General features: G+C 73.7%; 21 protein-coding genes and 1 tRNA gene. 12 read left to right on the top strand and 10 right to left on the bottom strand.

Annotation, left to right across the window (positions count from 1 at the left end; all coding sequences use genetic code 11):
• Positions 1–87 precede the first annotated feature (87 nt).
• The 5 genes from BLW57_RS20480 to BLW57_RS20460 all read right to left on the bottom strand — a co-directional run bounded on the left by BLW57_RS20480 (position 88) and on the right by BLW57_RS20460 (position 3,986).
• Positions 88–765 carry a hypothetical protein gene (locus BLW57_RS20480; RefSeq protein ID WP_093476378.1) on the bottom strand — a complete coding sequence of 226 codons (678 nt, stop codon included), beginning with the start codon at positions 763–765 and terminating at the stop codon, positions 88–90.
• A gap of 236 nt (positions 766–1,001) precedes the next feature.
• The gene (locus tag BLW57_RS20475) at positions 1,002–1,250 is read right to left on the bottom strand and encodes an SCO4226 family nickel-binding protein (RefSeq protein ID WP_093476376.1); all 249 of its coding nucleotides are present in this window, start codon (positions 1,248–1,250) and stop codon (positions 1,002–1,004) included.
• A 176-nt stretch (positions 1,251–1,426) separates the two neighbouring features.
• Positions 1,427–1,511 (bottom strand) — tRNA-Ser (locus BLW57_RS20470).
• A gap of 106 nt (positions 1,512–1,617) precedes the next feature.
• Entirely contained in the window at positions 1,618–2,250 is a 633-nt protein-coding gene (locus BLW57_RS20465) for a LysE family transporter (RefSeq protein WP_093480791.1), read from the bottom strand.
• Between the two features lie 275 nt (positions 2,251–2,525).
• On the bottom strand, positions 2,526–3,986 hold the full coding sequence (locus BLW57_RS20460; RefSeq protein ID WP_093476374.1) for a S1C family serine protease: 1,461 nt from the start codon (positions 3,984–3,986) through the stop codon (positions 2,526–2,528).
• A 229-nt stretch (positions 3,987–4,215) separates the two neighbouring features.
• Here BLW57_RS20460 and BLW57_RS20450 point away from each other — a divergent pair, with 229 nt between their 5' ends.
• The 3 genes from BLW57_RS20450 (at position 4,216) to BLW57_RS20440 (ending at position 7,090) form a co-directional block, all read left to right on the top strand.
• Positions 4,216–5,043: a glycerophosphodiester phosphodiesterase gene (locus tag BLW57_RS20450; RefSeq protein WP_093476373.1), complete on the top strand. Its 828-nt coding sequence runs from the start codon at positions 4,216–4,218 to the stop codon at positions 5,041–5,043.
• Between the two features lie 217 nt (positions 5,044–5,260).
• Positions 5,261–5,899 carry an ATP-binding protein gene (locus BLW57_RS20445; RefSeq protein WP_093476371.1) on the top strand — a complete coding sequence of 213 codons (639 nt, stop codon included), beginning with the start codon at positions 5,261–5,263 and terminating at the stop codon, positions 5,897–5,899.
• A gap of 201 nt (positions 5,900–6,100) precedes the next feature.
• Entirely contained in the window at positions 6,101–7,090 is a 990-nt protein-coding gene (locus BLW57_RS20440; protein ID WP_093476370.1) for a DUF5926 family protein, read from the top strand.
• Positions 7,091–7,352: 262 nt separating this feature from the next.
• Here BLW57_RS20440 and BLW57_RS20435 read toward each other — a convergent pair whose 3' ends face one another.
• Both BLW57_RS20435 and BLW57_RS20430 read right to left on the bottom strand, forming a co-directional pair.
• Positions 7,353–8,009, bottom strand: coding sequence for a hypothetical protein (locus tag BLW57_RS20435; RefSeq protein WP_256339543.1), 657 nt, complete (start codon positions 8,007–8,009; stop codon positions 7,353–7,355).
• Between the two features lie 54 nt (positions 8,010–8,063).
• The gene (locus BLW57_RS20430) at positions 8,064–8,729 is read right to left on the bottom strand and encodes a bifunctional DNA primase/polymerase (protein WP_093476368.1); all 666 of its coding nucleotides are present in this window, start codon (positions 8,727–8,729) and stop codon (positions 8,064–8,066) included.
• 611 nt (positions 8,730–9,340) lie between these two features.
• Between BLW57_RS20430 and BLW57_RS20425 the strand changes: the two genes are divergently transcribed.
• From BLW57_RS20425 to BLW57_RS20410, 4 genes are all read left to right on the top strand, one after another.
• Positions 9,341–10,753 (top strand): PP2C family protein-serine/threonine phosphatase, encoded by a 1,413-nt coding sequence (locus BLW57_RS20425; RefSeq protein ID WP_093476367.1) that lies wholly within the window; start codon positions 9,341–9,343, stop codon positions 10,751–10,753.
• 160 nt (positions 10,754–10,913) lie between these two features.
• On the top strand, positions 10,914–12,398 hold the full coding sequence (locus BLW57_RS20420) for an aminopeptidase P family protein (RefSeq protein WP_093476365.1): 1,485 nt from the start codon (positions 10,914–10,916) through the stop codon (positions 12,396–12,398).
• 94 nt (positions 12,399–12,492) lie between these two features.
• Positions 12,493–13,857: a MocR-like pyridoxine biosynthesis transcription factor PdxR gene (locus BLW57_RS20415; RefSeq protein WP_093480789.1), complete on the top strand. Its 1,365-nt coding sequence runs from the start codon at positions 12,493–12,495 to the stop codon at positions 13,855–13,857.
• 82 nt (positions 13,858–13,939) lie between these two features.
• Entirely contained in the window at positions 13,940–15,151 is a 1,212-nt protein-coding gene (locus BLW57_RS20410) for an MFS transporter (RefSeq protein WP_093476364.1), read from the top strand.
• Between the two features lie 29 nt (positions 15,152–15,180).
• On the opposite strand, the gene BLW57_RS42400 is transcribed toward BLW57_RS20410, so the two are convergent.
• Genes BLW57_RS42400 through BLW57_RS20400 form a run of 3 tightly spaced genes read right to left on the bottom strand, consistent with a single transcriptional unit; the run spans position 15,181 to position 16,246 of the window.
• Positions 15,181–15,408 (bottom strand): GNAT family N-acetyltransferase, encoded by a 228-nt coding sequence (locus BLW57_RS42400; RefSeq protein ID WP_371127863.1) that lies wholly within the window; start codon positions 15,406–15,408, stop codon positions 15,181–15,183.
• Between the two features lie 47 nt (positions 15,409–15,455).
• A complete protein-coding gene (locus tag BLW57_RS42395; protein WP_256339541.1) occupies positions 15,456–15,743 on the bottom strand; it encodes a GNAT family protein in 288 nt (95 codons plus the stop codon).
• Positions 15,744–15,799: 56 nt separating this feature from the next.
• Positions 15,800–16,246, bottom strand: coding sequence for an ATP-binding protein (locus BLW57_RS20400; protein ID WP_093476362.1), 447 nt, complete (start codon positions 16,244–16,246; stop codon positions 15,800–15,802).
• Between the two features lie 186 nt (positions 16,247–16,432).
• Here BLW57_RS20400 and BLW57_RS20395 point away from each other — a divergent pair, with 186 nt between their 5' ends.
• From BLW57_RS20395 to BLW57_RS20375, 5 genes are all read left to right on the top strand, one after another.
• Complete coding sequence (locus tag BLW57_RS20395) at positions 16,433–17,272, top strand: hypothetical protein (protein ID WP_093476361.1); 840 nt, start codon at positions 16,433–16,435, stop codon at positions 17,270–17,272.
• 171 nt (positions 17,273–17,443) lie between these two features.
• Entirely contained in the window at positions 17,444–18,199 is a 756-nt protein-coding gene (locus tag BLW57_RS20390) for a YcnI family copper-binding membrane protein (protein WP_093476359.1), read from the top strand.
• A gap of 89 nt (positions 18,200–18,288) precedes the next feature.
• The gene (locus BLW57_RS20385; RefSeq protein WP_093476358.1) at positions 18,289–18,939 is read left to right on the top strand and encodes an SCO family protein; all 651 of its coding nucleotides are present in this window, start codon (positions 18,289–18,291) and stop codon (positions 18,937–18,939) included.
• Entirely contained in the window at positions 18,936–19,394 is a 459-nt protein-coding gene (locus tag BLW57_RS20380; RefSeq protein ID WP_093476356.1) for a copper chaperone PCu(A)C, read from the top strand. Before BLW57_RS20385 ends, BLW57_RS20380 begins: the two co-directional genes overlap by 4 nt.
• A gap of 13 nt (positions 19,395–19,407) precedes the next feature.
• Complete coding sequence (locus tag BLW57_RS20375) at positions 19,408–21,414, top strand: copper resistance CopC/CopD family protein (RefSeq protein WP_093476355.1); 2,007 nt, start codon at positions 19,408–19,410, stop codon at positions 21,412–21,414.
• The last annotated feature ends 6 nt before the right edge of the window (positions 21,415–21,420 follow it).

Here is a 21,420-nt window from a genome sequence, read left to right as displayed (position 1 = left end):
GGGGAGCGGCGGGTGACCACCGCACGCACCGGAAAGGGTGCCCCTCCAACGGAGGCACCCCTTCCTGCGCGCGGGAGACCTCGGGCGCTACGGCGCGTAGACCTGCTCCAGGCGGTCGATGGAACCGTCCTCGCCGGTCTCGTACTTGAACACCAGCCCGGAGTCCGGGTGCGCCTCGACCCAGTCGATCAGCTCCTGCACACCGATGCGCCGGTTCTCGCTGCCGTCGGTGACCGGGTTGGTGGCGGTGACGTACGCGGCCTGGTCCAGGGCCCAGCGGCTGTCCTCGCCGGTGACGACGAACGGCGCGCCCTCGCCGTCACCGCCGGCGCACCCCCAGGCGCCGTGCTGGATGACGAGGTTCACCTTGCCGGTGGAGGCGGGTAGTTCCTCGACGCGGTAGAGCGCGAACTCGTCGGGGTCGACGTGGTCCGGATCCGGCGCCTTGGTGACACAGCCGGCGGACGGCGCCGCACTCTTGGCGGGCCCGGCCGGTCCGGTGGCCTTGCCGGACGGCGTGGCGGTCGCCCCGCCGCCGGCGCCCGCCGTGCCGCCGCCCTTGCCCGCGCCTTCGCTCTTTCCCCCCTTGCCGGTGCCTGCCTTGTGGGTACCGGCCTTGCCGGGCGCCGAGGCGGCCGTGGCACCGGCGCCGGGGGTGCCGTCCGAGCCGGCCGCCTCGTCGTCCCCCTGACATCCGGTGAGTACGGCGGCCAGCGCGACGGCGGCGAGGGCGACGGCGACGGGTCTGCGGCGGTGGGCATGCATGTGGAACTTCCCCCCTGGTCACGGGCGGCCCGGCCGGCCGCTCCGTTCCGGACCGTAGTGCCCGCCCGTGCGCGACCGCAGCACCGCGGCGGCCCGTGTGACGGACTCGGAACACCGCCGTCACCACGCGCGGATCCTGTGACGGGCGCGGCACACCACTCCCGCCACCGCCTCACCTGCCCGGCGGCGGGCGCCGCTCGGTGGCCGGCGCCGGTGCGCGCGCCCTCGGCCGGTGGTCAGATGCTCACGGGGACCGGGTGGATCTCGTCGGCCGGGTGCCCGGTCCGCTCGTGGACGCGCTGGACGGCGTCCGCCGAGGGTGCCGCCGAGAGGCAGTACACCGTGCCGGACGCCGGGTCCGCCCAGGCCCGTTCGAAGTGGACGCCTTCGTCGTGCTCGATGGCGAGGTCGGCCCGGTGGGCCTCCATCAGCTGGTCCGCCGTGATGCCCTGCATCCCGTGGTGGACATCCATGAACTGGGGCATGAGGAGCGCCTCCTTCCGGCCGCCGCGTCCCGGCGTTCGGTACGGCCGGGTCCGCCTGCCGGCTCCGTCGGTTCCATCCTCTGCCCGCGGGACCGTGTCGGCGACCGCGCGGCCCCGGTCCGCGAATCGGCCCCCGACCCGGTATCCGCTACCTGGTCAGGGGCCGTTCCGCAGGGCGGTGGGTGTGGGATTTGAACCCACGGTGACTCGCGCCACGACGGTTTTCAAGACCGTTCCCTTAGGCCGCTCGGGCAACCCACCTCGTCCCCGTGCCACCTGGGACGGAGCGGGTACAGCGTACCGGGAGCGGGCGCCCGGCGGGCGGCGTGGTCCCCATGCGGCCGCCCGCTCCGTTCGCCCGCGCCCGTCACGGCGGTACGAGGAGCATGCGGGCGGCGAGTGCGGTGATCACGGCGCTGGAGGCCAGGGCGGTGAGGAGCCGCCCGCGGCTGCCGGTCAGCAGCCGGCCGAGCAGTGCTCCCCCGCCGGCGAGCAGCAACTGCCAGCTGCTGGAGGCCGCGAAGGCGGCGAGCACGAACACGGTCCGCTCCGGGGCGTCGGCCGCCGCACCGGTCTGGCTGCCGAGCACGAGGGCCGCGAAGTAGATCACGGTGAGCGGGTTCGCCATCGTGATGCCCCACAGCCCCAGATAGGCCCGCGCGGGGCCCAGGGGCGCGTCGTCGGTGCGGGACGCCGTCCGCGGGGTGCGGTGACGGGCGATCGCCGTTGCCGCGCTGTGCGCCGCCAGCGCGAGGAGGACCAGGGCGGCGCCCCAGCGCAGCTGCGGCGCGACCGGTTCGACGACGCGCGTCAGCGCGGAGCCTCCGATCACGGCGATCGCCGCGTACAGGCCGTCGGCGGTCGCCACTCCGAGGGCGGCACAGGCGCCGATCCGCAAGGAGGTCCGGGCGGTCAGCGCCACGAGGTACGCCGCGACCGCTCCCACGGGCATGGCGATGCCATAGCCGGCGAGGAGCCCCGCGACGAGGGCCGCGCTCATGCGGAGACGGGCGTCGGTCTCCACGGTCGGCCGGTCTGCTGCTGGGCGCGCGCCGATCGGACGGCGGCGGACAGCGGCAGGAGTGCGGTGATGGTGGTCATGGGGAGATCGTGCGGGCGTCACGGCCGCCCGGACAAGTCGTTTTCCGTGGTGACGGACGAGTGGTGGCCAAGCCGCCCACAGAGGCCGTGAGTTGGTGGTGGGCGCGGTGATGGCACGCGAAAGGGGTGCCCCCGTGGAGAGGCACCCCTGTGCGCGCGTACCGCCCGCCGGTGTCAGCTGTCGCCGTCGCGCGAGCCCAGCGCCAGGTCCACGGTGTGCTCCTGGCCGCCCCGCTTGTAGGTGATCTTGACCTTGTCGCCCGGCTTGTGGGTCCAGATCTCGCCGATCAGGGTCGGGCCGCTGTCGATCACGTGGTCGTCGAGCTTGATGATGACGTCGCCGGGCTTGAGGCCGGCCTTGTCGGCCGGGCCGCCCGTCTCGACCGCCGCGGCGCCCGCCGCGCCCTGGTCGGTGATCTTCGCGCCGTCGGTGGAGTCCTCCAGGGAGACGGACGCGCCGATCTTCGCGTACACCGGCTTGCCGGTCTTGATCAGCTGCTGGGCGACGTACTTCGCCTGGTTGATCGGGATCGCGAAGCCCAGGCCGATCGAGCCGGACTGGCCGGAGCCGAAGCCGCCGCTGCTGCTGGACTGGATCGCGGAGTTGATGCCGATGACCGCGCCGGAGGCGTCCAGCAGCGGGCCGCCCGAGTTGCCCGGGTTGATGGACGCGTCGGTCTGCAGGGCGCTCATGTACGACGCCTTGCTGCTGGAGCTGCCGTCGCTGGAGGCGACGGGGCGGTCCTTGGCGCTGATGATGCCGGTCGTCACCGTGTTGGACAGGCCGAAGGGGGCGCCGATGGCGATGGTCTCGTCGCCGACGGCCACCTTGTCGGAGTTGCCGAGGGCGAGCGGGTTCAGGTCGGACGGCGCGTTCTTGAGCTTGATGACGGCGACGTCGTAGCCCTGCGCGTGGCCGACGATCTCGGCGTCGTACTTCTTGCCGTCGGGGAAGGTGGCCGTGAGCTTGCCACCGTCCACCGCGTCGGCGACCACGTGGTTGTTGGTGACGATGTGGCCCTGCTTGTCGAAGACGAAGCCGGTGCCCGTGCCGCCCTCGCCGTTGCTGCTCTCGGCCTCGATGGTGACCGTGCTGGGCAGGGCCCGGGCGGCCACGTTGGCGATCGTGCCGGGAGCACGCTTGACCTGCGCGGCCCCGCTGTCGGAGGCCGAGACGGTGGTGGAGCCGCCGCTGTCGTTGTCCCGGGCCAGGGTGTAGCCGAGGCCACCGCCCAGACCGCCGGCGACCAGCGCGGCCACCAGGACCGCGGCGACCAGACCGCCGCGCCCGTTGCGGGGCTTCGGGGCGGGCTGCTGGTACGAGGCCCCCCAGCCGGTGCCGCCCGCGCCGCCGTAGCCTCCGGCACCGCCGTCGCCGTAGGACGGGGTGGACGGCGGCGGGGGCGGCCAGGAGCCGTCGGGGGCCGGGCCCGCCTGGTGCGCGGCGGCCTGACCGAAGGCCGGGTCCTGCTCGTGGGCGGCTGCCCGGGTGTCCTGGGGCACCGGCGGCAGCGGGGCCGTCGGCGCGTTCCCGTCGGGCGCGGGGCCCTGCGGGGAAGCGGCGGGAGAGGCCACCGGCACGGGAGGTGCGGACGGGGCCGGGGGTACCGCGTTGCCCTCGTTCTCGGTGCTCACAGCTCTTCTCCTCGATCCACGCCTGTGTTCGTCGGTCGCACTTGTCTGCAGTCAGCTTTTCCCACGGGCCGTCAGAGCACCATAAGCGGTGGCTGTGGGTCCGGGACTCTTCTTTATATAGGATCTTCAACGCAAAGGTTGCATAAAGTTCGAGGGCCTATGCCCCTGTTCGTCGCACGGATTCCTCCGCGCCGCCCCGTCTACCCGGCGACGGTGGCACCATGACGCGGTGACCCACGCACCACAGCACTCCATCCAGGTCGTCGCCCACCGGGGCGCCTCCGAGGACGCGCCCGAGCACACCCTCGCCGCCTACCGGAAGGCGATCGAGGACGGCGCGGACGCCCTCGAGTGCGACGTACGGCTGACCGCGGACGGCCATCTGGTCTGCGTCCACGACCGGCGGGTGAACCGTACCTCCAACGGCCGGGGCGCCGTCTCCGCGCTGGAGCTGGCCGATCTCGCCGCTCTCGACTTCGGCTCCTGGAAGACCCGCGAGGCCTGGCGCGGCCGCGACGAGGAGCCCGACTGGGAGCACCGGCCGGAGGACCCGGCGGACACCTCCGTCCTCACGCTGGAGCGACTGCTGGAACTGGTCTCGGGCGCGGGACGGCGGGTGGAGCTGGCCATCGAGACCAAACACCCCACCCGCTGGGCCGGCCAGGTCGAGGAACGGCTGCTGATGCTGCTCAAGCGGTTCGGTCTGGACGCGCCGGCCACCGCCGCCGAGTCCCCGGTGCGGATCATGAGCTTCTCGGCGCGCTCGCTGCACCGCGTGCGCGCGGCCGCGCCGACCCTGCCGACGGTCTGCCTGATGCAGTTCGTCTCCCCCAGGCTGCGCGACGGGCGGCTGCCCGCGGGCGTGCGGATCGCCGGCCCCTCGATCCGCATCGTGCGCAATCACCCGGTCCTCGTGGAGCGGCTGAAGGAAGCCGGTCACCAGGTCCACGTGTGGACCGTGAACGAGCCCGAGGACGTCGACCTGTGTGTCCGGCTCGGCGTCGACGCGATCATCACCAACCGCCCGCGCGCGGTGCTGGACCGGCTCGGCCGCTGATCCCCGGGACGCCAGGGCGGTGACCCGGGAGGCGTTTGTGCCAAGAGGCGGTCGAGAAACCGTGCACGGCCCTTGACCCGGCCGCGGGACTGCTGGATCCTCCCGTCTCGGCCACACCACTGAAATCCAGCCACACGTCGACCCAGGGGTCACCGTGGGGGTCCGGATCGTCACAGGGAGTGCTCCGGCGCGTTCGCTTCGGGTACGACCGTTTCGAATGCGTCAGCGGAAGGGGACTGGCCGGTTTCCGGTACAGGCCCATGGGGCATCCACACCGTGGCGTGGGGCGAAGGAGGTCTCGGGGGTGGCGTTGGTGGTGGCACAGGAGGTGCCCACGTCGTCGAGCATGGCCGTACCCCATGGCCCTGCGGGCGTGGGGAAGGCGCGGCACCGGATGCGCGCGCAACTGCGCAGCGGGGGCGTGACGGAATCGGTCATCGACGATGCCGTACTGATCCTTTCCGAACTTTTGAGCAACGCCTGCAAACACGGGCGGCCCCTGGGCGACGCCCCGGCCGGCGACGGTGACGTCCTGGCCGCGTGGCGGGTCGACCCGCACGGCCGGCTCATCGTCGAGGTCACGGACGGCGGCGGCCCGACCCGCCCGGCACCGGCCACCCCGTCGGTGACGGCGCACGGCGGCCGGGGGCTGAACATCATCACGGCCCTGGCCGACGACTGGGGAGTCCGGGACGACGTCCGGGGCGAGGTGACGGTCTGGGTGGTGGTCCACGAGGACGTCCTCGATCCCGACGCCGGATGCCGCGTGAACGGTTTCGCTACGCGCGTCACCGCGCCCTTGATCCCCGGCATGGCCGGCCTGGACTTCGCGGACGCCTTCGAGGACATGGACTGACCCACGGCTGACACGCCGAGGGGCGCCTGTCCGCCCGGGTCCACGCGGCCCCTGTTCTGGCGCGTCGGGACGTCGCGGCCGTCCACCGGTTCACACCAGTGGCGTCGAGCGCGCGTGCGTTGTCCACAGGTTCCCGTCGCTCGGGGCCTGAACGGCTAGGCTCCCGCCGTACCAGAAGAGCCGTAACCGGGAGACCCCACGATGGCCAAGAAGCGACCCCAGACGAAGGCCAAGCGGCCCCAGCTCAGCGACGGGGCCCCCGCCGTAGGCGCTGATGGCGAGATTCCGGTCGTCGGCGCCCGCGAACCCTGCCCCTGCGGCAGCGGCCGGCGCTACAAGGCGTGTCACGGCCGGGCGGCCTCGCACGCCGTGACCGAGCTGGTGCAGCGGCCCTTCGAGGGGCTGTCCGGCGAGTGCGACCTGGTGGCCCTGCGCGAACTGGTCCCGGCCGCGACGGCGGAGCTGACCCTCGCGGGCGGCCTGCCCGAGGGCGTCCCGTCGGTCACCCTCGCCACCGTGCTGCCGATGGCCTGGCCCGCGCTGCGCCGCGACGACGGCTCGGTCATGATCGGCCTGCAGAACGACACGTCGTCCGGCGACATCAGCCGCGACCTCGCCGACACGCTCCAGCGCGCGCTGGTGGCGGAGCCCGGCACCCCCGTGCAGGGCCGCCGCGCCCCCTCCGACGGTCCGCGCCTGCAGGACCTGCTCGACGCGCAGGCCCCCTTCGAGCCGGTCGTGCACGACGGTTTCGAGTTCTGGGTGCCGGACGCGGAGAACGCCACCCCCGAGGTGACCGCCTCCCTGGAGCGGGCGAACGCCGCCGCCATTCCGACGGTGAAGCTGGCCGGCGTGGACGCCGCGTACTGGTGCGAGACCCCGGAGAAGAACCACCTGCGCTGGGTCATGCCGCATCCGGAGGAGCAGCTTCTGGACGCTCTGGCGCGGTTGCACGCGGCGGGCCGCTCCAGCCTCGGCGAGGGCACCCGGCTCGTGGGCTCCTTCCGTGCTCACGGCCTCATCGTGCCGGTCTGGGACCTGCCGAGCGGGGTCGGGGCCGAGGACGTGGAGAAGCCGGCCGCCGAGTTCGCCGAGCGCCTCGCCGCCGCGCTCGCGGCCGAGGAGCCGCTCACGGCGGACGAGCGCCGGGCCCGCGGCGGGCTGACCAACCGGCAGGTCACGCTCAGCTGAGGTCCCGCACGGGTGTGTCACGGCTGAACGGTCGGTCAGCCGTGACGACAGTCGGGGCAACAGGTGACTCCTGTCACAACTCCCCGCCCCGCCAGGGAAATCGATGGCCGAATGCCCCGGACGGAATTTGCGAACCGCCGATCTCTTGTTACCGTTCGAGTAGCCCGGTTGCTGGTGCATCCCCCGTCGCCAGCAACCGGGCCTTTTCCATGTCCGCACCCGGTGCACGCCGGGCAGCCGGGCGTCAACTCCCTTTCAGGGATCAGGAATTGCTGCCCGAGCGCAGCAGCAGCCCGCCGTCCGGACCGCGTCCGGCGAACTCGGCGACGGCCGTGTAGGCGTCCGGTCCGCCCCGGCTGTGCTCGCGGGGCGTCTCGCAGGTGGCGGGCTCGTCGTCGGTACCCGTCACGCAGTGCATCTGCACGGTCCGGCCGCCCGGCCCCATCAGGCTCAGCACGGAGTCCAGCGACTCGCCCGTGGCGTTGCGGTAGTAGGTGCGTGCCCAGGTGTCCGCGCCCTGGATCAGCACACAGGTCTGCGCTTCGATGCCCTCCGGCGAGGAGAGTTCCGGCCCGCAGCGGGCGGCGGTCGCGAGACCGATCCCGAGGAGCAGGGGAGAGCGGCTCGGGGCGGCGGAGGGAATCTTCGCGTCCCCGCCACGCGCCCCGGCGTCCTTGTCACGGCGGCCGGCGTCCGTGTCATGTGCCGCGGTGTCACCGGCTCGCTCGTCGGCGCCGCGCTGTGGGGCCCGGACGGCTGCCGGTCCCGCGTCGCCCACCTGCCCGCCGGAGGCCACGGTCAGCGGCAGCGCGACCACGGCCGCCACGACGGCCAGGAGGGCGAGCAGACGAAGCCTTCGGGAGTCCGGCCCGCCCGGGAGCGGCTCTGGGACGCGGTGGCCCCCGGAATGACGCTGCATGTGCGGAAGATAACGAGCGCCGGGCCCCGTCCGCCCCGTCCGCGCCGGACACCCCTACAACTCGGGCGCGCTCACACCCGTACGAGTGAGGGCGTCGACGACCGCGTCGACCACGGCCTCCACGTCGGGCACCCAGGGTGAGGCCGACCCGGGCAGCGGAGCACGCTCCCAGCGGACGCCGCCCTGTCCGGTCTCGGACGGGGGCAGGGCCAGGTAGCCGCCCTCGCCGTGGAAGCGCAGGGAGCCGGGCACGAAGTCCTTGGCGTACAGCAGCTCGCCCAGCTGTTCCATGGAGTACGGCTTCACCAGCAGCGCCCAGCGGGTGGGCGAGGCGACGACCGGGCCGAGGCGCATGCCCCGCCGGTCGAGCAGGGCGAGGGCGCGGGAGGCGGCGAGCGCCGGCAGGCTGACCGCGCAGGGCGCCGTTCCGCCGGTGGCCAGGACGATCGGCGCGGCCGGCCGGTTGGTCCACCACCAGCGCACCATGCGCGGGTCCGTGGTGGCCGCGAGCAGACCCGGGTCGAAGGGGTGCGCACCCGGCACCGTGCAGTCCGGGTCGGGGCAGGCGCACCGCGACCGCCCCCGCGGGTCCGGGGCCACGCCCGGGAGCACGGGCCACCGCCATTCACCCGCGTAGTTCAGGGCCGCGCTGAGCAGCTCGGGCCTCCCGCCGTTCCGCCTGGACAGGAGCCTGCGTCGCCTTCCGAGGATCTCGCGCATGAGCGCTCGTTCCTTTCCGTTGCACCGCTGGCAACACCGTGGTCCACATCACAACATGAGTCGATCACTTCACTGTGCGTACCTGTTGGCGCATCACACCCCTGCGCACGACAGGGGGAACCCCGTGGGGTCGAGCATCGGTCGCGCCCGCGTTCCTGGTACGTCCATCACGAGCACGGCTGCGGCGTGGGGGTGGCGAAGCATGGCGTTTGCCGTCGCGCGTATTTCTCTCCGCCTCCGCCACGGGAGGATGGGGCTCGGCCGTCGGTGGCTATGACGCCCGGGTCCGTCGCCAGGTTCCGGGTGACCCCCAGCCACCCCTGGCCTTCTCCGAGTACGTACCCATCACGACCGCTGTGACGCTCCGTGGAGCAGGGCCAGTCGACCGCAATGGACCGATACCTGAGGCAGTTTTCAGCCAACTTGGCAGTAAGGCAAGGGGTTAGCGGGAAACCCGGGTCCGCCCCATGGACACCAGGAATCCCGGCAGGACAATGCTGGACATCCCCTCACGAGTGCGTGTACATGTGGAGACACCGCTAGCGGCGCAGAATCACATGGGGGTTTGCGATGCTTTTGAGCAAAACGCACCGGTCTGAAAGCCGGACGCCATGAGCGCCCCGCATCCTCCGAAAGTGGCCGGAATCGATTCAGCGGTTCCCACGGCCCCACACACTGCCGCGCCCATGCCCCTCGCGCCGGACGCGGTGCCCTCCCCGGACCCGGATCCGCCCGTGCGGAACGCCCCCGCCCCGCACGCCCCCGCCCCCGGCGCCGTCCTCCAGGACCGGCTGGCCGGCTGGGTCTCCGACCTCACCACGCTCCACGAACTGACCGAACGGCTCTCCCGCACGCACGCGCTGGAGCCCGCCCTCCAGGAACTGCTGCGCGCCGGGGCTGCCCTGGTCGGCGCCCGCCGCGGCCTCGTGGTCCTGGAGCCCGGTGACGGACTCGGCCCCCGCACCACCCTCGGCCTCGGTCTCGGCCGGGCGGACCTCGGGCACATCGAGACCGTCCCGCAGGCTTCACTGCCGTACGACACCGGCCAGGGCGCCGAGGTCGTCCATCCCGATCTGCTCGCCGAGGACGGCCTCGACCCCCGCCACCGCGAGGTCGCCGCCCGTCTCGGCTACGCCGCCAGCTACGCCCTGCCCCTCGCCTCCGACTCCGCCGGCCGCCTCGGCGCCGCCGCTTGGCTCTACGACGAGCCGGCCGAACCCCACGAGCGGCAGCGCCACCTCGCCGGCCTCTACGTCCGGCACGCCACCGAGCACCTCGCCCGGCTGCTGGAGGTGGAACGCACCCGCGCGCGCATGGTGACCCTCACGGAGGAACTGCTGCCGTCCCGGCTGCCCCGGGTGGCCGGTGTCCAGCTCGCCGCCCGGCACCGCAGCGGACCGCGCGGCGGCGGCGACTGGTACGACGCGCTGCCGCTGCCGGACGCCGCGCTCGGCCTGTCCGTCGGCTCGGTCACCGGCTCCGGGCCCAGCGCCGTGGCCGCCATGGGCCGGCTGCGCGCCTCCCTGCGGGCCTACGCGGTGATGGAGGGCGAGGACCCCGTCGCCGTCCTGTCCGACCTGGAGCTGCTGCTGCGGCTGACCGAGCCGGCCCGCTCGGCCACCGCCCTGTTCGCCTACTGCGAGCCGGCGCTGCGCAAGGTCACCCTGGCCGGTGCCGGGCACAGCCCGCCGCTGCTGATCGGCGAGCGGCGCACCGAGTTCGCCGAGACCTCCGTCTCGGCCCCGCTCGGCATGCTGGCCTGCTGGGAGGCCCCCAGCGTCGAGGTGCAGGCGGAGGCGGGCGACACGGTCCTGCTCTACACCGACGGGCTGCTGCACCGCACCGGCGACCCGATGGACCGCGCCTTCACCCGGCTGCACGCGGCCGCGGCGGGCATCCCGCGGGCACTGCGCCACGACCCCGGCGCCGTCGCCGACCACGTCCTGCGCACCGTCCTGCCGGACGGCCTGGACACGGCCGACAGCGAGGAGGACGTGGTCCTGCTGGCGGCGCGCTTCGACTGACGGCCCAGCCGGCCGTGGCCGGCATGACCGGGCATAACAGGTCATCCGGCCCCCGCCCGCTCCCGGTACGACCGTACGATGATGGAGGCCCCCCGCTCGGCCACAAGCAGGAGCGCCGCGGGCTTCCGGGGGAGATCAATGGCGTATCGAGGAGGATCACGTGTCCGACGAGCTCAACCCGGCTGTGCCCGATTCCGTTACCGCGGAGGGCCCCGAGACCGAGTCCGAGGAGACCGTCAAGCAGCGGAAGAACGGCCTGTACCCGGGCGTCTCCGACGAGCTGGCCGAGAGCATGCAGTCCGGCTGGGCCGACACGGAGCTGCGTGACCTGGAGCCGATCGAGCAGGCCGCGCACACCGCGCGCCGCCGTGCCGCGCTCTCCGCGCGCTTCCCGGGCGAGCGCCTGGTGATCCCGGCGGGCAACCTGAAGACCCGCTCGAACGACACCGAGTACCCCTTCCGCGCCTCCGTCGAGTACGCCTACCTCACCGGTAACCAGACCGAGGACGGCGTCCTGGTGCTGGAGCCCGCCGGCCAGGGCCACGAGGCGACGATCTACCTGCTGCCGCGCTCCGACCGCGAGAACGGCGAGTTCTGGCTCTCCGGCCAGGGCGAGCTGTGGGTCGGCCGCCGCCACTCCCTCACCGAGTCCGAGGCGCTGTACGGCCTCCCCGCCGCCGACGTGCGCGAGCTGGCCGACGCGCTGCGCGAGGCCACCGGCCCGGTGCGGGTCGTGCGCGGCCACGACGCCGGCATCGAGGCGGCCCTGACCGACAAGGTCACCGCCGAGCGCGACGAGGAGCTGCGCGTCTTCCTCTCCGAGGCCCGCCTGGTCAAGGACGAGTTCGAGATCGGCGAGCTGCAGAAGGCCGTCGACTCCACGGTCCGCGGCTTCGAGGACGTCGTGAAGGTCCTGGACAAGGCCGAGGCGACCAGCGAGCGCTACATCGAGGGCACGTTCTTCCTCCGCGCGCGCGTCGAGGGCAACGACGTCGGCTACGGCTCCATCTGCGCGGCCGGCCCGCACGCCTGCACCCTGCACTGGGTCCGCAACGACGGCCCTGTCCGCTCCGGCGACCTGCTCCTGCTGGACGCGGGCGTGGAGACGCACACGCTGTACACGGCCGACGTCACGCGCACGCTGCCGATCAACGGCACGTACAGCGAGATCCAGAAGAAGATCTACGACGCCGTGTACGACGCCCAGGAGGCCGGTATCGCGGCCGTACAGCCGGGCGCCAAGTACCGGGACTTCCACGACGCCTCCCAGCGCGTGCTCGCCGAGCGGCTCGTCGAGTGGGGCCTGGTCGAGGGCCCGGTCGAGCGCGTCCTGGAGCTGGGCCTGCAGCGCCGCTGGACCCTGCACGGCACCGGCCACATGCTCGGCATGGACGTCCACGACTGCGCGGCCGCGCGCACCGAGACCTACGTCGAGGGCACGCTGGAGCCGGGCATGGTGCTCACCGTCGAGCCGGGCCTGTACTTCCAGGCCGACGACCTGACCGTGCCGCAGGAGTACCGGGGCATCGGCGTGCGCATCGAGGACGACATCCTCGTCACGCGGGACGGCAACCGGAACCTCTCCGCGGGCCTGCCGCGCCGCTCCGACGAGGTCGAGGCGTGGATGTCGGCCCTCAAGGGCTGATAAGACACTGAATGGCCGGGCACCCGTGCGGTGCCCGGCCATCGGCGTGTCCGTACACGTGCGAAGGTCACACGTGCCTAGGGGGAGGGTGTTCGTGGACGACTTCTGGTCCGGTGTGGGGGTGGACCTGCATCTCGAACCCGACGCGGCGGACGGACGCCGTGTCGGGCTGGAGCGGGCCCTCCGGGACGCCGTGCGCGACGGACGGCTCGGACCCGGGACCCGGCTGCCCGCGACCCGGCGCCTCGCGGCCGAGCTCGGCATCTCCCGGGGCACCGCCAAGGCGGCCTACGACCAGCTCGTCGCAGAGGGCTATCTGACGGCACGGCAGGGCTCGGGCACCCGGGTCGCCTCCCTGCCCTCCGTCGACTCCGAGGCGCCGCGGCCGCACGCACACGCGCGTGCCCCGCGTTTCGACCTGCGCCCGGGCAGCCCCGATGTCGGCGCGTTCCCCGCAGCGGCCTGGCTGCGGGCGCTGCGCCGCGCCATAGCGACCGCGCCGTCACTGGCGTACGACTACGGCGATCCGCGCGGGCGGATCGAACTGCGCACCGCGCTCTCCGGCTATCTGGGGCGGGCGCGCGGGGTGCTCGCGCCCCCGGAGCGGATCGTCATCACCTCCGGGTACGTCCAGGGCCTCGCGCTCCTGACCCGGGTGCTCGACGGCTCGGCCGTCGCCATGGAGGACCCCGGGCTGCCCTTCCACCGCGAGGTGGTGCGGCACAACGGCGGCACCGTGCGGCCGGTGTCCGTCGACGCGCGCGGGATACGCCCGGAGGAACTCGGCGAGGCGGCCGCCGTGGTGGTCACCCCCGCCCACCAGTACCCGACCGGGGTCACCCTGCACCCCGAACGGCGGCGCGCGCTCACCGACTGGGCCCGCGCCCGGGGCGCGCTGATCGTCGAGGACGACTACGACGGCGAGTTCCGCTACGACCGGCAGCCCGTGGGCGCGCTGCAGGGCATGGCGCCCGGCCAGGTCGTCTACCTGGGCACCGCCTCCAAGACGCTCGGTCCCGCGCTCCGCCTGGGCTGGATGGTGCTGCCGCCGCACCTGGTCGACGCGGTCGCCGACGCCAAGCTGCACAGCGACCACCACACCGAGACCATCGGCCAGCTGGCGCTCGCCGAACTCATCGACAGCCACGCCTACGACCGGCACGTGCGCGCGTGCCGGCTGCGATACCGGCGCCGCCGCGACCACCTCCTGGACCGGCTGGGACCGAGCCGCAGCGTGCGCGGGATCGCGGCGGGCCTGCACGCGCTGATCGACGTGCCCGACGAGGCCGACGCGCTGGCCCGCGCGGAGGCGGAGGGCCTCGCGCTCGGCGCCCTCGGCGACCACTGGCACGTTCCGGGCACCGGCCGGCCGCAGGGCCTGGTCGTCGGTTACGGCACCCCCCGGGAGCGGACCTATCCGGAGGCCCTGGAAGTGCTCGCGAAGGTGCTGGACGGCTGACCCCGCCACCAGAAGTGGACCACTGAGAGGGCAGTCGATTGGGTCTGCCCGGAGGTCCACCCGGGCTCCTACCGTGATCGGTATGACGAACCGACCGCAGCGGCTCCTGGCCCTGGCCCAGCTCGCCAACTCCGTGGGCGACGGCGCCTACTACGTGACCTCGGCGCTGTACTTCACCCAGGTCGCCGGGATCGCCCCGGCGCGCGTGGGGCTCGGGCTGACCCTCGGCTGGGCGGTCGGTTCGCTGGTCGGGGTGCCGCTCGGGCGGCTCGCGGACCGGCGCGGGCCGCGCGGCACGTCGGTGCTGCTGGCCCTGGGGACCTCGGCCGCGGTCGCCTCGTTCCTCCTGGTGCGGGGCTTCCTGCCGTTCGTCCTGGCCGCCTGCGTGTACGCCTCCGCGCAGTCGGGTCTGGCCGCGGCCCGGCAGGCGCTGCTCGCCGGTCTGGTCCCGGCCGGCGAGCGGACCGGTCTGCTGGCGCGGCTGCAGTCGACGCTGAACGGCGGGCTCGCGGTCGGGGCGGCACTCGGCGGGCTCGCGCTGGGCGCCCGGGCGGCGGCGTACCGGGGCGTGCTCGCACTGGACGCGATGTGCTTCCTGGTGTGCGCGCTGATCCTGCTGCGGCTGCCCGCCGTACGGCCGCTGGGCCTCGTCGCCGGCACCGGGCGGTTCGCGGTGCTGCGGGACCGGCCGTACGCCGTGGTGGCGCTGCTCAACGCCGTGCTGCTGCTGCGGCTGCCGCTGCTGAGCCTCGCGCTGCCTCTGTGGATCACCGAGCGGACCGGGGCACCGGCCTGGCTGGCGTCCGGTCTGTTCGTGCTCAACACCCTGACGGTGACGCTCTTCCAGGTGCGGGCGGCCAGGGCCGTCAACGGGATCGGCAGCGCGGTGCGGGTGCTGCGCCGGTCCGGCCTGGTCATGCTCGCCTCCTGCGCGGTGTTCGCCCTGTCGGCGGGACGGTCCGCCTGGCCCGCCGCGGCGATCCTGGTCGCCGGCGCGGTGCTCCAGGTGATGGCGGAGATGCAGCAGTCGGCGGGCTCCTGGCAGCTGTCCTTCGACCTGGCCCCGGCCGACCGGATGGGCGAGTACCAGGGCTTCTTCGGCACCGGCGTGACCGTCGCCCGCACGCTCGGCCCGCTGGTGGTGACCTGGCTGCTGCTGGGCTGGGGCACGCCCGGCTGGCTGCTGCTGGGCGCGCTGATGCCGGTGGCGTCGTACGCGATGGGTCCGGCCGCGCGCCGGGCGGCGCGGCGCCGGGCGCCCCGGGCGGCGGGGGAAGCGGCGCTCGTGGGCTGACCGGCGGCGGCCCGCGGACCGGCGGCGCGTCAGAGCGCGGGGGCGCGATCGTGCAGGATCCGCTGGAAGAGCCGGCAGTCCCGCCAGGCGCCGTCGATGTGCAGATAGGCGGGGGCCAGGCCGATCGGCTCGAACCCGCACTTCGCCAGGACCCGCTGCGACCCGGTGTTGTGCACCAGCGTGGACGCCTCGATCCGGTGCAGTCCCACCGTGTCCCGTGCGAGCCGGCACATCCGCTCGACCATGGCACTGGCCAGTCCGCGGTTCTGCCGGTCGGCGGCGGTCCAGTACCCGAGGTGGGCGCTCAGGAACGGGCCCCGGGAGATCCCCGACAGGGGCCGGCCCCGACGATCCGGCCGTCCTCCGCGACGAGCACCATGGGCAGTGCGGTGCCCTCGGCGAACTGCCGCAGCAGTCCGTGCACCCGCCGGGACTGACCGGCCGCGGTGAAGAACGACTCGGGCCTGACCGGCTCCCACGGCTGGAGATGCCGGCGGTTCGCGACATAGGCCGCGCACATCGCGTCCACGTCACCGCGCGCGAGCAGCCGCAGCGTCACGCCGCCGGACAGCTCCTCGGTCTCGGCGCGCACCCTAGGGGCGCCGGGCCCCGGACGGACCACCCGGGGGGAAACGGACCGCGCAGGTCTCACACCGCCACGGACGGCGCGCCACCGCGCCACTTGAGCATCTTGTCGAAGCTGACCACCGTGCCGCCCCGGCCGTGACCGGCACCGATGTGGACGTGGTCGGCGAGCTCCCGGATGAGGCAGAGTCCGCGGCCGTGCTCGGCGTCCGCCCGAACGGGCCGGATGTCGGTGGTGCGCGTGAACCCCGGTCCGGAGTCCGCCACTTCGATGCGGCACTTCTCGCCGTCGAGGTAGGCGGTCACCCGGTACGCCTCCGAGGCGCCGCCCGACGCCCCGGCTCCGCCGTGCTCCACGGCGTTGGCGCAGGCCTCGCTGAGCGCGACGGACAGGTCGAAGGAAATCTCCGGGTCGACGCCCGCCGTCTCCATCGTGCCGATCAGCAGGCGCCGGGCCAGGGGCACGCTCGCGGCCTCGCGGCGCAGATGGAGTGACCACCAGATGCTCATGCTCCAGCCTCCAGGCCGCGGCTCGACATACCGTTACGTATTGCCGCGCGTAGGCGGCCGTAAGCACTGCGTCGACGTGACTCCGCCCATACGGTCGATGCGCGGGGGGAGGAATCGGTGTATGAGGGACGCTTCCGGCCACCTGGCGGACGCCGGCGGGGCAGGCAGTGCGATGATGAGGCCGCCATGACTGCCCCCCACCCGCGCACGGCGCGTCCCGGAGCCGGACTCCGGATCCTGCGGGCCGCGGTGTTCGCCGCGGTCTGCGTCGTGCTGGCCGCGGCCGGGCACAGTCTGGCAGCCTGCGCGACCGTGCCGCTGTGGACGCTCGGCGCGGGCTTCGCCGGCGCCCTGCTGCTCGTGGCCCCGCTCGCCGGGCGGGCCCGCTCGATGCCGGCCATCGCCACGCTCCTCGCACTCGGCCAGACCGCCCTGCACACGCTGTTCGGGCTGGGCCGGCACGGGGGCACCGCGATGACCTCGGGCGGAATGCCGATGGCCGCGCCGGACGGTTCGCTGAGCAGCACCGAGCTCGTCGAGCGGGCGGCGCGGCTCGTGTGCGGGTCCGGGCCGTCGGTGCTCACCCCCGGACACGCCTACCGCCTGCTGCTCGACGCGCATCTGATCGACCCCTCGCGCCGGGCCGTGGGCACCATGCCGGCCATGCAGCACATGGCCGATCCCGCCGCCTCCACCGCCTCGCTGCTGCCCTCGCCGCCGATGCTGCTCGCCCACGTCCTCGCGGCCGTGGCCGCGGGCTGGCTGCTGCGCCGGGGCGACCTGGCCGTGCTGCGGTTGATCGAGCTGTCGGCGCACGGAGTCGCCGAAGCGGCGCTCGTACGATCCCTGCGCGGGGCACTGGCGCTGGTGCACGCCCTGTGCGCCGGGTTGCTGCCCGCCGTCGAGCCGCCCCCGTGCGGGCGCCGCACCGCCCGGGACGAGGCACCCACCCCCCGCACCAGCGCACTCCAGCACACGGTGATCCGGCGCGGCCCGCCCGCCGCCGGGTACGCCCTCGCCGCCTGACGCGACCGCACCACTCCACACCGCCGGTGGGAGAGGGCCGCGTCCGCGCGGCCGCACCCGTGCGCACCGCCGACCACCGCGACCACCGCGAGTGGCACCGCGCACGCACGCGTATCTCTCAGCACCACCGTGACCACCATCGGATTTCACTCAGAGTGGAGTGCCCCTGCCATGCAGGCTTCTCGTGTCGCCTCTCGCCGTACCGTCTCCCGTGTCGCCGCCGCCGCTGCCGTCGCCGGCACGGCCGTACTGACCCTGTCGGCCCCGGCCTTCGCGCACGTCACCGTCCAGCCCGAGGGCGCCGCGGCCAAGGGCGGCTACGCGGTCGTCGACTTCAAGGTCCCCAACGAGCGCGACGACGCCTCGACCACCAAGGTCGAGGTCAACCTCCCGGCCGACCACCCGATCGCCTCGGTGATGCCGCAGCCCATCCCGGGCTGGAAGATCCAGGTCACCAGGTCCAAGCTCGACAAGCCGCTGACCATGCACGGCGAGAAGATCGACGAGGCCGTCTCCAAGGTCACCTGGACCGCCGACGGCAAGGGCATCGAGGCCGGCTACTTCCAGAAGTTCCCGCTCTCCGTCGGCGCCCTGCCCGAGGACGCCGACCAGCTCGTCTTCAAGGCCGTCCAGACGTACTCCAACAAGGAGGTCGTGCGCTGGATCGAGGTGCCCAAGGAGGGCGAGGACGAGCCGGAGAACCCGGCCCCCGTGCTGGAGCTGTCCGCCGCGACCGGCGACCACCACGGCACGGCGGCCGCCGAGGACACCGCCGCCAAGACCGAGAAGACGGCCGCCGCCGCGGACTCCGGCTCCGACGGCGGCAGTGACACCACCGCACGCGTGCTCGGCGTGGTCGGCATCGTCATCGGCGTCGCGGGCGTCGCCTACGGCGTCCTCGCCGGCCGCCGCCGGACCGCCGCCTGAGCCAAGGTTCCGTCCGCGCGCCGGGGCCGTGCGACGCTGTCGTACGACCCCGGTGCGCGCCGGAGTTCTCACATCTGGGACATTTTTCTATGCGCAACAAGACGTTCGCCGCGGCCGCGCTGCTCGCCGCCGCCACCCTGACCCTCTCCGCCTGCGGCAGCGGGAACGACGGCAAGTCATCGGTCTCCGTGGTCTCCGAGTCCGACTCGGGCAAGGCCGCCACCGTGCTCGACCGGCCCTTCGAGAAGCCCGACCTGGTCCTCACCGACACGCACGGCGAGAAGTACGACCTGCGGGCCGAGACCAAGGGCCACCCGACCCTGCTCTACTTCGGCTACACGCACTGCCCGGACATCTGCCCCACGACGATGAGCAACATCGCCGTCGCCAAGAAGGCGCTGCCCAAGGCCGAGCAGAGCGATCTGCGGGTCGTCTTCGTCACCACCGACCCCGACCGCGACACCCCGGCCGAGCTGGGCAAGTGGCTCAAGGGCATCGACCCGGCGTTCGTCGGTCTGACCGGGGACTTCTCCACCATCCAGGCCGGGGCCCGGTCCGTCGGCATCTCCATCGAGCCGACGACGAAGGACAAGAACGGCAAGGTCGTCTCCGTGCACGGCACCCAGGTCATCGCGTTCTCGCCGAAGACCGACGGCGGATACGTCCTCTACGGCGAGGGCGCCACGGTCGACGACTACACCAAGGACCTGCCCAAGCTCGTCGAGGGAGCCAAGCCGTGAGGCGTGCCGTCCCGGCCGCGGCCGCCCTCGCCGGGGCCCTCGCCCTCGCCGGCTGCTCCGGCTCCGGGGCGGACTCCGGGAAGGCCGGCCTGTCGGTCAGCTCCCCCTACATGCCCCAGCCGGTCTCCGCCGACATGGCCGCCGGGTTCCTGACGATCACCAACGAGGGCACGGCCGAGGACGAGCTGACCTCGGTCAGCAGTGACGTCGCCGGCCGGGTCACCATGCACAGCACCGTCGGCGGTGCGATGGCCGAGAAGTCCTCCTTCGCCATACCGGCCCACGGCCGGCTCGTGTTCAGGAGCGGTGGCAACCACCTGATGTTCGAGGAGCTGAAGCGCAAGCCTCGGCGGGGCCAGACCGTCACGGTGAAGCTCACCTTCGCCGAGTCCGGCCCCCTCACCGTCGAGATGCCGGTGAAGTCCGCCACGTACAACCCGTCGACCGGCCACTGAGGGAGGGACCACCTTGACGCGGACCATCACCCCCCGCCTGCGGACCCTGGTACTGCTGCTGCTCGCCGTCACCGGCGCGCTGCTCGCGGGCGCCGGACCGGCCTCCGCGCACGCGGCGCTGACCGGCAGTGACCCCGCGCAGGGGGTGGTGGTCAAGAAGGCGCCCAGCCAGGTGTCGCTCACCTTCTCCGAGACGGTCGCGATGACCGGGGACTCCGTGCGGGTCCTCGACCCGAAGGGCCGGCCGGTCCAGACGGGCACGCCCGCCAACGTGAGCGGGACGACCTACGCCGTGCAGCTCAAGAGCGGCCTGGCCAAAGGCACCTACACGGTCGCCTACCAGGTCGTCTCGGCCGACAGCCACCCCGTCGCCGGGGCCTACACCTTCTCCGTCGGGGCGCCCTCGGCGACCGTGGTCTCCGACGCGGGGCCGGCCGCGGGCGGCGGGACCGTGGGTGTGCTCTACGGGTTCGGACGGTACGTGTCCTACGCCGGCTTCATCGTGCTCGCGGGCGGCGCGGCCTTCGTGCTCGCCTGCTGGCGGCGCGGCGCGGGCGTACGGGCCCTGCAGCGGCTGGTCGTCGGCGGCTGGCTGGCGCTGACCGCGGCCACCCTGTGGCTGCTGCTCCTGCGCGGCGCGTACACCACCTCGGGCAAGCTCGCCGACGTCCCCGACCTCGATCTGCTCGGCCAGGTGCTCCAGACCAAGACCGGTGCCGCGCTGGTCTCCCGGCTGTTGCTGCTCGCCGCCGCCGCGCTGTTCGTCGCCGTCCTCTTCGGCGCGTACACCCGGCGGGAGGAGGGCGAGGAGAAGCGCGACCTGACCTTCGGGCTCGCCGTCGGCGGCACGGTCGTCGCGGCCGGTCTCGCCTCCAGCTGGGCCATGGCCGAGCACGCCTCGGTCGGGCTCCAGCCGGGCATCGCCATGCCGGTCGACGTCGTCCATCTGCTCGCCGTCGCCGGCTGGCTGGGCGGTCTCACCGCGCTCCTGGCCGCCCTGTACCGCGCGCCCGCCGAGACGCCGGTCGAGGCCGCCGCCGTGCACCGCTTCTCCCGGCTGGCCTTCGGCTCGGTCCTCGCGCTGGTCGTCACCGGCGTCTACCAGTCCTGGCGGCAGCTCGGCTCCTGGTCGGCGTTCACCGAGACCCGGTACGGGCAGCTGCTGCTGGTCAAGATCGGCCTGGTGGCGCTGCTCGTCGGCGTCGCGGCGGTCTCGCGGCGGTGGACCGCGCGGCTCGCCGACACGGGCACGGGCGCCGGGGCCGACCGGCCGCGGAAGGAACGGGTCGCCTCCGCGGCGGCCGCCCCGGCCGCCAAGGCCTCGGCCGGGGCGGCCGTGAAGGCACCGGCCGAGCAGTCCTCCGGCGCGAACGGGCCGGCCGGCGGGGACGCGGGCGCCGAGGGCGACAAGGGTGAGGGCACCGGTGACTCCTGGCGCGCCGCACAGCTGGCCCGGCAGCGGGCCGCGGCCGACGCCGCCCGGCGCAAGCGGCTGCGGGACGCCGACCCGAACCGGTTCGGGCTGCGCCGCTCGGTGCTCGCCGAGGCCGGCGTCGCGGTCGTGCTGCTCGCCGTCACCACCGTGCTGACGCAGACCGAGCCGGGCCGCACCGAGCAGCAGGCCGAGGCCGCCACGTCCGCGTCGGCCCGCTCGTCGTCCCCGTCCTCCCCCGCGTCCGGTGCGCTCACCCTGGACATGCCCTTCGACACCGGCGGCACGGACGGCAAGGGCGTCGCGCGCATCGACCTCGACCCCGCGCGCGTGGGCGGCAACGAGATGCACGTCTACGTCGAGCGGCCCAACGGCCGGGCCTTCGACGTCCCCGAGGTGAAGGTCTCCTTCACCCTGGAGGCGAAGAAGATCGGCCCGCTCCCCGTGAACCCCGACCACATCACCACCGGCCACTGGTCGGCGAGCGCAGTGCAGATCCCCATGGCCGGCGACTGGAAGATCGCGGTGACCGTGCGGACCTCCGACATCGACCAGGTGACCGTCTCCAAGAACGCGCAGATCGGCTGAACGACA

Source organism: Streptomyces sp. 1222.5, assembly GCF_900105245.1.
Classification (GTDB): domain Bacteria; phylum Actinomycetota; class Actinomycetes; order Streptomycetales; family Streptomycetaceae; genus Streptomyces; species Streptomyces albidocamelliae.
This window is presented reverse-complemented; position numbering and strand designations above follow the sequence as displayed.